This is a genomic window from Streptomyces sp., assembly GCF_035645055.1.
Taxonomy (GTDB): Bacteria; Actinomycetota; Actinomycetes; order Streptomycetales; family Streptomycetaceae; genus Streptomyces.
Genome location: NZ_DASQNH010000071.1, coordinates 39,975 through 49,803, shown reverse-complemented (window position 1 = coordinate 49,803; position 9,829 = coordinate 39,975). Strand labels below are relative to the sequence as shown.

6 protein-coding genes are annotated in these 9,829 nt (G+C 72.7%); 2 read left to right on the top strand and 4 right to left on the bottom strand.

The features are described from left to right. The 3 genes from VE614_RS23360 to VE614_RS23350 form a co-directional block, all read right to left on the bottom strand. Positions 1-2,570 (bottom strand): transcription-repair coupling factor (locus VE614_RS23360; protein ID WP_324940514.1); only part of this gene is annotated, 2,570 nt, incomplete at its 3' end. 275 nt (positions 2,571-2,845) lie between these two features. Beyond that, the gene (locus tag VE614_RS23355; RefSeq protein ID WP_324940511.1) at positions 2,846-5,425 is read right to left on the bottom strand and encodes an ABC transporter permease; all 2,580 of its coding nucleotides are present in this window, start codon (positions 5,423-5,425) and stop codon (positions 2,846-2,848) included. After that, complete coding sequence (locus VE614_RS23350) at positions 5,422-6,210, bottom strand: ABC transporter ATP-binding protein (RefSeq protein WP_324940508.1); 789 nt, start codon at positions 6,208-6,210, stop codon at positions 5,422-5,424. Before VE614_RS23350 ends, VE614_RS23355 begins: the two co-directional genes overlap by 4 nt. Before the next feature lie 410 nt (positions 6,211-6,620). Between VE614_RS23350 and VE614_RS23345 the strand changes: the two genes are divergently transcribed. Both VE614_RS23345 and VE614_RS23340 read left to right on the top strand, forming a co-directional pair. After that, complete coding sequence (locus tag VE614_RS23345) at positions 6,621-8,180, top strand: MFS transporter (protein WP_414719631.1); 1,560 nt, start codon at positions 6,621-6,623, stop codon at positions 8,178-8,180. A 65-nt stretch (positions 8,181-8,245) separates the two neighbouring features. Next, on the top strand, positions 8,246-8,746 hold the full coding sequence (locus VE614_RS23340; protein ID WP_324940503.1) for a GNAT family N-acetyltransferase: 501 nt from the start codon (positions 8,246-8,248) through the stop codon (positions 8,744-8,746). A 165-nt stretch (positions 8,747-8,911) separates the two neighbouring features. Here the strand turns inward: VE614_RS23340 and VE614_RS23335 are convergent, their stop codons facing one another. Then, positions 8,912-9,802, bottom strand: a complete 891-nt coding sequence (locus tag VE614_RS23335; RefSeq protein ID WP_324940499.1) for a cellulose-binding protein — start codon at positions 9,800-9,802, stop codon at positions 8,912-8,914. Positions 9,803-9,829 lie beyond the last annotated feature (27 nt).

The window sequence follows — 9,829 nt, the reverse complement described above, 5'->3', positions numbered from 1 at the left end:
CGCAGCCGGGCCGCCGCGCGGTCGATCGACTCGACCCGGTTGTGGATGTAGAAGACCTGGCCCTCGCGCAGCAGCTCACGGCGGATGGCGGCGCCGATCTGCTTCTCCTCGTACGGCCCGACGAAGGTGAGCACCGGGTGCCGCTCCTCCGGCGGGGTCGTGATCGTGGACATCTCGCGGATGCCGGTCACGGCCATCTCCAGGGTGCGCGGGATCGGCGTCGCCGACATCGTCAGCACGTCCACGTTGGCCCGCAGCTTCTTCAGCTGCTCCTTGTGCTCGACGCCGAAGCGCTGCTCCTCGTCGACGATGACCAGGCCGAGGTCCTTGAACTTGGTCTCCGAGGAGAACAGCCGGTGGGTGCCGATGACCACGTCCACCGAGCCGTCCTTCAGGCCCTCCAGGACCGCCTTGGCCTCGGTGTCGGTCTGGAAGCGGGAGAGGGCCTTCACCTTCACCGGGAACTGCGCGTACCGCTCGCTGAAGGTGCCGTAGTGCTGCTGCACCAGCAGCGTGGTCGGCACCAGTACCGCGACCTGCTTGCCGTCCTGGACGGCCTTGAAGGCGGCGCGGACGGCGATCTCCGTCTTGCCGTAGCCGACGTCGCCGCAGATCAGGCGGTCCATGGGGATGGTCTTCTCCATGTCCTCCTTGACCTCGGCGATGGTGGTGAGCTGGTCGGGGGTCTCCGCGTACGGGAAGGCGTCCTCCAGCTCGCGCTGCCAGGGGGTGTCCGGCGCGAAGGAGTGCCCGGGGGCGGCCATCCGGGCGCTGTAGAGCTTGATCAGGTCGGCGGCGATCTCCTTGACCGCCTTCTTGGCGCGCGCCTTGGTCTTGGTCCAGTCGGCGCCGCCCAGGCGGTGCAGGGTGGGTGCCTCGCCGCCCACGTACTTGGTGATCTGCTCCAGCTGGTCGGTCGGGATGTACAGCCGGTCGCCGGGCTGGCCGCGCTTGGCGGGGGCGTACTCCACCACCAGGTACTCGCGGGTGGCGCCCTGCACGGTGCGCTGGACCATCTCGATGTAGCGGCCGACGCCGTGCTGCTCGTGGACGATGTAGTCGCCCGGCTCCAGGGTGAGCGGGTCGATCGTCTTGCGGCGCCGCGCGGGCATGCGGGCGCCGTCCCGGCCGGCCGCCTTCTGCCCGGACAGGTCGGTCTCGGTGAGCACCGCGAGCCGGAGGCGGGGGTCGACGAAGCCGTGGTCGATCGAGCCGCACGCCACGTGCACGACCGACGGGGTGATCTCGGTGAGGTCCCCGTCCAGGCGCGCGGCGATGCCCTCACCGCCCAGTACCTCGGTGGTGCGGGCGGCCGGGCCGTGGCCCTCGGTGACGTAGACGGTCCGCCAGCCGTCGGCGAGCCAGCCCTTGGTGTCGGCGAGTGCCTTCGCGGTGTCCCCGCGGTAGGTCTCGGGGGCGCGCATGCCGAGCTTGAGGGTGTCGGCCTCCTCCGCCTCGTCGTCCGCGGCGAACGGCGACACCGACCACCACATGATGTCCAGCTCGCGCGCGCGCTCGCGGACGTCGGCGATGGACCACAGGGAGGCCGCGCCGACGTCGATGGGTGCCTCGCCGCCACCGGCGGTGGCCGCCCAGGACGCCTGGAGGAACTCCTGCGAGGTCGCGACGAGGTCGGAGGCACGGGTGCGCACCCGCTCGGGGTCGCAGACGACGGCCATCGAGCCCTTGGGCAGCACGTCGAGCAGCAGCTCCATGTCGTCGACGAGGACCGGCGCCAGTGACTCCATGCCCTCCACGGCGATGCCCTCGGCGATCTTGCCGAGGAGTTCGCCCAGCTCCGGGTGCTGCTCGGCGAGGGCGGCGGCGCGCTCCCGCACCTCCCGCGTCAGCAGCAGTTCACGGCAGGGCGGGGCCCACAGACCGTGCTCGGCGACCTCCAGGGAGCGCTGGTCGGCGACCTTGAAGTAGCGGATCTCCTCGACGTCGTCGCCCCAGAACTCGATGCGCAGGGGGTGTTCCTCGGTCGGCGGGAACACGTCGAGGATGCCGCCGCGCACGGCGAACTCGCCGCGCTTCTCGACCAGCTCCACGCGCGTGTAGGCGGCAGCGGCGAGGGCTTCCACGATCTCGTTCAGATCGGCCGTCTCGCCTGACCTCAGAGCCACCGGCTCCAGGTCGCCGAGGCCCTTGACCTGCGGCTGGAGCACGGACCGCACGGGCGAGACGACGACCGAGACCGGGCCGGTCTCCGGGTCGTCGGGGCGGGGGTGGGCCAGGCGGCGCAGCACGGCGAGCCGACGGCCCACGGTGTCGCTGCGCGGGGAGAGGCGCTCGTGCGGCAGGGTTTCCCAGGAGGGGTACTCCACCACGCCGTCCGGCGGCAGCAGGGAGCGCAGGGCCGCCGCCAGGTCCTCGGCCTCGCGGCCCGTCGCCGTGACCGCGAGCACGGGGCGGCCGGACTCGCGGGCCAGCGCGGCGATCGCGAAGGGGCGGGCCGCCGGGGGGCCGACCAGGTCGACGTGCATCCGGTTGCCGTCCGCGGCCGCCTTGATCGCTTCCGCGAGTGCGGCGTCCTTGACGACGGCGTCGAGCAGACCGTGCAAGCTCATGGAGGGGCTATCCGTTCCGGTGGTGGGCAACGCGAATCGCCCGACGCGTGATACGGCCGGGGGGTCTCCAGCCTACGACGGCGCGCCGACAGCCGCGGGGCCTGTGGACGACGGGCCCCCTGTGGAGAGCGCCGTCCCCCGAACGGGGCCCGCCGCCGCCCCGCCGCTCCCCCGCGAAAACGCCCGGTGCCGGGAAGCGGATCTCCGCTCCCCGGCACCGGGCGTACCCCCGCGACCCCCGTACGCGAGGGCTGGCCGGTGGGCCGGTCGGTGGCCTAGTCGGTGGCGATGGCGTTCAGGACGTTCATCCGGCCCGCGCGGAACGCCGGGATCAGTGCCGCGAACAGGCCCACGAAGGCCGATCCGATGAACACCCCGCCGATCGTCGGCCACGGGATGTCGAGGACCTTCAGGCCCTCCAGGGCGAGCAGCTGCTGCGCGGTGGCGCCCCAGACCATGCCGAGGCCGAGGCCGAGCAGCGCACCGAACAGGGCGATCACGACCGACTCCAGGCGGATCATCCGGCGCAGCTGGCGGCGCGAGAGGCCGATCGCCCGCATCAGGCCGATCTCCCGGGTGCGCTCGACGACCGACAGCGCCAGGGTGTTCACCACACCCAGGATCGCGACGATGATCGCCAGGCCCAGCAGGCCGTAGATCATGTTCAGCAGCTGTCCGACCTGGTCCTTCAGGGCCTCCTTGTAGTCGGTCTGGTCCCGGACCTGGTACTGCGGGAAGTCGTCCAGCGCCGTCTTGAGCGCCTGGTACGCCGCCTCCTGCTGGCCCTCCTTCGCCGTGGCGAAGACGAGGATGTCGAGCGGCATGTCCTCGGCCGGCACGTACTTGGCGACGGTGGTGATCGAGGCGTACATCGCGCCCTTGTCGACGACGACCTCGTCACTGGTGATCGCGCGGACCGTGAGGGTCGCGGTGGTGCCGTCCTTGAAGTCGACCTTGACCGGCGAGCCGATCTCGATGCCGTGCTCCTCGGCGAAGCCCTCGAAGACGGACATCGAGTCGGGCCGGTAGGCGTCGGCGAGGTCGCCGGCCACCGTCTTGGTGCGCACGTCCTCGGCGTAGGACGGGTCGGCGGCGTTGATCGTCTCGTTCTTCACCCGCTCGCCGTCGGGGGTGATCAGATCGGCGTCGAGGACCTTGTACTCGGTGACCCGCTCCAGCCCGTCCACCGACTTCACGGCCCGCACGGCCTGCTCGGTGATCGGCTGGGTCTGGTCGTTCTGGATGATGAAGTCGGTGCCGACGGTCTTGTCGAGCTGGTCGGTCGCCGAGGCGACCATGGAGGAGCCGACCACCGACAGGCAGGCCACCAGCGCGAGGCCGATCATCAGCGCGGCACCCGTGGCGCCGGTGCGCCGCGGGTTGCGCAGCGCGTTGCGTTCGGCCATCCGCCCGACCGGTCCGAAGACCCGCAGCAGGACGGCACCCAGCACCCGCACCACACCGCCGGCGAGCACCGGTCCGACGACCACGAACCCGATCAGCGTGGCCACCACGCCCAGCCCCAGCCAGAGCGAGCCGTCGCTCGCCTTGTCGGCGGCGGCCGAGAGGTAGAGGGCGTAGCCGCCCGCGCCGGTCAGCAGCAGCCCGAGCACGGCGCGTACGGCGCCGGCCTTGGCGTCGGCCGGGGTGCCCGCGTCACGCAGCGCGGCCATCGGGGAGATCCGGCCCGCCCGGCGGGCCGGGAGGTAGGCGGCGAGGACGGTGACGACGATGCCGAGGACCAGGCCGAGCACCGGGGTCGTCCAGGCGATCGTCAGGTCGTCGGTGGACAGCTCCATGCCCATCTGGCCCATGAGCTTCATCAGCCCGACCGCCAGTCCGACGCCCGCGGCCACGCCGAGCACCGAGCCGACGACGCCGAGCAGCAGCGCCTCGACCAGCACCGACCGGTTGACCTGCTGACGGCTGGAGCCGATGGCCCGCATCAGGCCGATCTCGCGGGTGCGCTGGGCGACCAGCATGGAGAAGGTGTTGATGATCAGGAAGATGCCGACGAGGAAGGCGATCCCGGCGAAGCCGAGCAGCGCGTACTTCAGGACGCCCATGAAGTCGCCGACCTCCTCGGCGTTGGCGTCGGCGACCTCCTTCGCGGTCTGCACCTTGTAGGCGCCGTCCAGCGCGGCGGAGACGTCCTTCTTCAGCCGGTCGTCGGTGACGCCGCTCGCGGCGGTGACGTTGACGTTGGTGTAGACGCCCGTCTCGCCGACCAGGGTCCGCTGGGCGGTCTCCGTGTCCAGGTAGAACATCGCGGCACCGGGGTTGGTGACCGTGAAGTCGGCGATGCCGGTGATCTTCGCCCGGTGGGTGCCGACGGCCGTGAGGACGCCCAGCTCGTCACCGAGCTTCAGGCCGTGCTTGTCGGCGGTGTCCGCGTCGACCATGATCTGGTCGGCGCTCTTGGGCGCCGCGCCGGAGGTGATCTCCATGGTGCGGGCGTCGTTGCCGTTCCAGTTGCCGACGATGGTCGGGGCGCCGCTGGACGGCGAGAGGCTGTCCTTGTCGGCGTCGACGACGGTCACCGAGGTCGAGAAGACGGTCCCCTCCGCCGACTTCACGCCCCGCACGCTCCGCACCTCGTCGAGAACGGAGGCGGGCATCACCGGCGGCTTGCCGTTGCCGGAGGTGGTCTCGCCGGTGTCCGAGGACTTCTTGGCGCTGACGGTGACATCGGAGGCGGTGGCGGCGAACAGCTTGTCGAACGTCGTGTTCATGGTGTCCGTGAACACCAGCGTGCCGCACACGAACGCCACCGACAGCAGCACCGCCACGGCCGACAGGGCCATGCGTCCCTTGTGCGCGAGGAAGTTGCGCATCGAGGTCTTCAGCACGGTCATGACGTACGCCCCCGCGCGTCGAAGTCCTTCATGCGGTCCAGGACCTGCTCGGCGGTCGGGTTGTACATCTCGTCGACGATCCGGCCGTCGGCGAGGTACAGCACGCGGTCGGCGTAGGAGGCGGCCACCGGGTCGTGGGTGACCATCACGATGGTCTGGCCCAGCTCGCTCACCGAGCGGCGCAGGAAGCCGAGGACTTCGGCGCCCGCGCGGGAGTCGAGGTTTCCGGTCGGCTCGTCACCGAAGATGATCTCGGGGCGGGCGGCCAGGGCACGGGCCACGGCGACACGCTGCTGCTGGCCGCCGGAGAGCTGGTTCGGCCGGTGCTTGAGCCGCCCGGCGAGACCGACGGTGTCCACCACGCGGGCGAGCCACTCCTTGTCGGGCTTGCGGCCGGCGATGTCCATGGGGAGCGTGATGTTCTCGATCGCGTTCAGCGTCGGCAGCAGATTGAACGCCTGGAAGATGAACCCGATCCGGTCCCGCCGCAACTGGGTGAGCTTCTTGTCCTTCAGCCCGGTGATCTCGGTCTCGTCCAGGTAGATCTGACCGGCCGTCACGGTGTCGAGCCCGGCGAGGCAGTGCATCAGGGTGGACTTGCCGGACCCGGAGGGGCCCATGATCGCGGTGAACTGGCCGCGGGCGATGTCCACGTCGACATGGTCGAGGGCGACGACGCGGGTCTCCCCGGCTCCGTAGGCCTTGACGACCTGCCGCGCCCGCGCGGCAACGGCCGTACGCCCTCCAGTGCCCCCGTGCCTGGGAATGGTCACAGCCGATGTCACGGTATGTCTCCTATGTCGGTCAACTAGTGGTCACGCTGCTCCGTCGACCCGTTGGCCCCTCGGCCCGTCGGACTCGCACGAAGTGGTTACGCGAATGAGTCTCGCGGTCGGAGGGGGCGCGGTTCGATGGTGCTCGGCCCCCTCCTGTGCGGGGGAAAACCCCACCCCCCGAGCTGCGGTACGCCGGTGCCGGCGGCGCCCTCAGCGGCGTAAAGCCAGGTTAAGGACGGCCCCCGCCCCCTCTCGTCCTCCGCCGGGACGAAGCCTCCCCGAGCCGTTGTACGGAGGAACCCCTAGGGGCCCTCCACCGGCAGGCGTACTCCGCCTCGGGGTCGCCGTCCGCCCTTCGGACCACCCAGGCTGCACCCTCCCGCTGCGTCAGGGGCAAATGCGAAGCTGTCCCGCGGCAGATGGATGCAAGGGGAAGGAATCCCGTGAGCCAGGGGGACACCGAGCCGGCGAGCCGGCGCACCGGCGCACGCGCGGCGGGCGCGGCCGGCCGCACGCACGACACCCGGGGCCGCGGCGCCGTCGTCGCCGCGCTGATGCTCTCCATGGCGCTCGCCGCGCTCGACTCCACCATCGTCTCCACCGCCGTGCCCCAGATCGTCGGCGACCTCGGCGGCTTCTCCGTCTTCTCCTGGCTGTTCTCCGGCTATCTGCTCGCCGTCACCGTCAGCCTCCCGGTCTACGGCAAGCTGTCCGACACCTTCGGCCGCAAGCCGGTGCTCATCGTCGGGGCGTGCGTCTTCCTGCTCGGCTCGCTGCTGTGCGCGCTGGCCTGGAACATGGCCGCGCTCATCGCCTTCCGCGTCGTCCAGGGCCTGGGCGGCGGCGCCCTCCAGGGCACGGTCCAGACCCTCGCCGCCGACCTCTACCCGCTCAAGGAGCGCCCGAAGATCCAGTCCAAGCTGTCCACCGTGTGGGCGGTCTCCGCGGTCGCGGGCCCCGGAGTGGGCGGCCTGCTCGCCGCGTACGCCGACTGGCGCTGGATCTTCCTCGTCAACCTGCCCATCGGCGGGCTCGCCCTCTGGCTGATCGTCCGTCACCTCCACGAGCCCCGGCGCGAAACGGCCGCTCCACACGCGCGCGTGGACTGGGCGGGCGCCCTCGCGGTGTTCGCCAGCGGCGGGGTGCTGCTCACCGCGCTGGTGCAGGGCGGGGTGGCCTGGCCGTGGCTGTCGGCGCCCTCCCTGGCACTCTTCGGCACCGGGCTCGCGCTGGTGGCGGTCGTGGTGCTGGTGGAGCGCCGGGCGGCCGAGCCGATCATCCCCGGCTGGGTCTGGCGGCGCCGCACCATCGCGGCCGTCAACCTGGCCCTGGGCGCCCTGGGCCTGCTGATGGTGGCCCCCGCCGTGTTCCTGCCCACGTACGCCCAGTCGGTGCTCGGCCTCGGCCCCGTCGCCGCCGGATTCGTGCTCTCCGTGTGGACGCTCAGCTGGCCGGTGTCGGCCGCGCTCAGCCAGCACGTGTACCGCAGGATCGGCTTCCGCCACACGGCCATGCTGGGCATCGGCACCGCCACGCTGATCCTCGCCGCGTTCCCGCTGCTGCCCTACCCGGGCGAGGCCTGGCAGCCGACGTTGCTGATGCTGCTGCTCGGGGCCGCCCTCGGCCTCTTCCAGCTGCCGCTGATCGTCGGCGTGCAGTCGACGGTCGGCTGGGCCGAGCGCGGCACCACCACCGCGTCCGTGCTGTTCTGCCGCCAGACCGGCCAGACCCTCGGCGCCGCCCTCTTCGGCGCGGTCGCCAACGGTGTGCTGGCCGCACGCCTCGGCGGCGCCGGCGACCTCGACACCGTCGCCCGGGGCCTGGACAACGGCGCCGCCACCGAGACCACCCGCCGGGCGATCGCCGACGCGGTGCACACCGTGTACCTGGGCGCGGCGGGAGCGGCGGCACTGGCCTTCCTGGTCCTGCTGCTCCTCGCCCCCCGCCGCTTCCCGGTCCGCACGGAGGACCCGGCCTGAGCGCAACCCCGCCCGCCGGAAACCAGGTACGCCGCGGCGACGTCCGGTCATACGCTCGGCACACGGTGACCTTGGAGCGGCTGCGGGCCGGGCACGCGGAGGCGTTGCCGGGCTTCGAGCGGGAGAACCGGGAGTACTTCGCCCGCGCGGTGCCCGACCGCGGTGACGCGTACTTCGCCGAGTCCACCGACCGGCACCACGCGCTGCTCGCCGAACGGGCCGCAGGGATCCGCCACTTCCACGTCGTCCTGGACGCGGACGGGCAGCTGGTGGGCCGGGTCAACCTGGTCGACGTCGCGGACGGGACGGCCGAACTCGGCTACCGCGTGGCGGAACGCGCCGCGGGCCGGGGTGTCGCCACCGCGGCGGTACGGCTGGTGTGCGAGAAGGCGGCCACGGAGTACGGGCTGCGCGCGCTCACCGCGGTCACCACGCTGGACAACGCCGCCTCCCGGGCCGTACCGCGGCGCTGCGGGTTCACCGAGGCGGGCCCCCTGGCCGTCGACAGCCGCCCCGGACTCCGCCACCGGCGCGAACTCCTGCTCCAGGGGGCGAGACGCCCTTAGGACCCGCCCTCGGGGCGGAAAGCCGGACTCTTCCTGGCCGCCTCGGCGCCGGAGCCACCCTGATGGCCTCACCGGTGTCGTACCGGCGCTCACAGCACCGTGAGCGACGGCCGCCCGGCGGTCCCGCGGCGCCGCGGAGGCGATTCCGCGGCGCCGCGGCCCGCGTCACTCCGTCGGCGCGTGCCCGCCCGTGAGCGCCGCCAGGCTGTCCCGCACCTGGTCCATGTGCGCCTGTACGTCGTCCCAGCGCTCCCCGTGCTCCCGCAGCACCCGCTCCGTCTCGCGGGCGACGCGCTCCTCCCGCAGACGCGCCTCGGCGACGATCTCGGCGGCCCGCGCCTGAGCCTCCTCCTGCCGGCACCGGGCGGACTCCTCGGCGTCGGCGAAGGCCTCCTCGGCCTCGGCGAGCGCGGCCTCGGCCCGCGCCGCCAGTTCGGCGTGGCGGGCGTCCAGCGCGGCGGCGCGAGCGGCCTGGGCACGCTCGGCGGCCTCCCACCGCTCCGCGTGGTCCTTCTCCTGGCCGGCGAGGAGAGCGGCGGTGCGCCGGCGCACCTCGCGCAGGGCGGCCAGCGCCTCGGTGCGGCGTTCCTTCACCTCCCGCCGGGCCGTGACCCGGATCTCGTCGGCCTCGGCACGGGCCGCGAGCAACCGCTGCCGGGTCCGCTCCTCGGCGTCCGCGCGCAGCGCGTCGGCGTCCTCCTGCGCCGCCCGGCGCACCTCCAGCGCTCGCTCCTCGGCCCGCGCGACCCGCTCGTGCGCCTCGCGCCGCGCCCGCTCCCGCACGTCCGCCGCCTCTTCCTCCCCGAGCTGGAACAGGCGCCGGGCACGCTCCCCCAGCGCCTCGTACGTCTGCGGCGCGAGCCGTGTCACCGCCGCCCGCAGCAGTTCCGCCTCCGCCTCCATCTCCCTGGCGAGCACGGTGAGCCGGGCCGCCCGTTCCCAGGCGGCGTCCCGGTCCCGGCAGAGCGCCGTGGCGAACGCGTCGACCTGTCCGGGACGGTAACCGCGCCCCCGGACGGTCGCGAAGCCGTACGGGGACACCGGTGCGCTGCTCATCCTGGGGCCCCTTTCACCGACCACGTG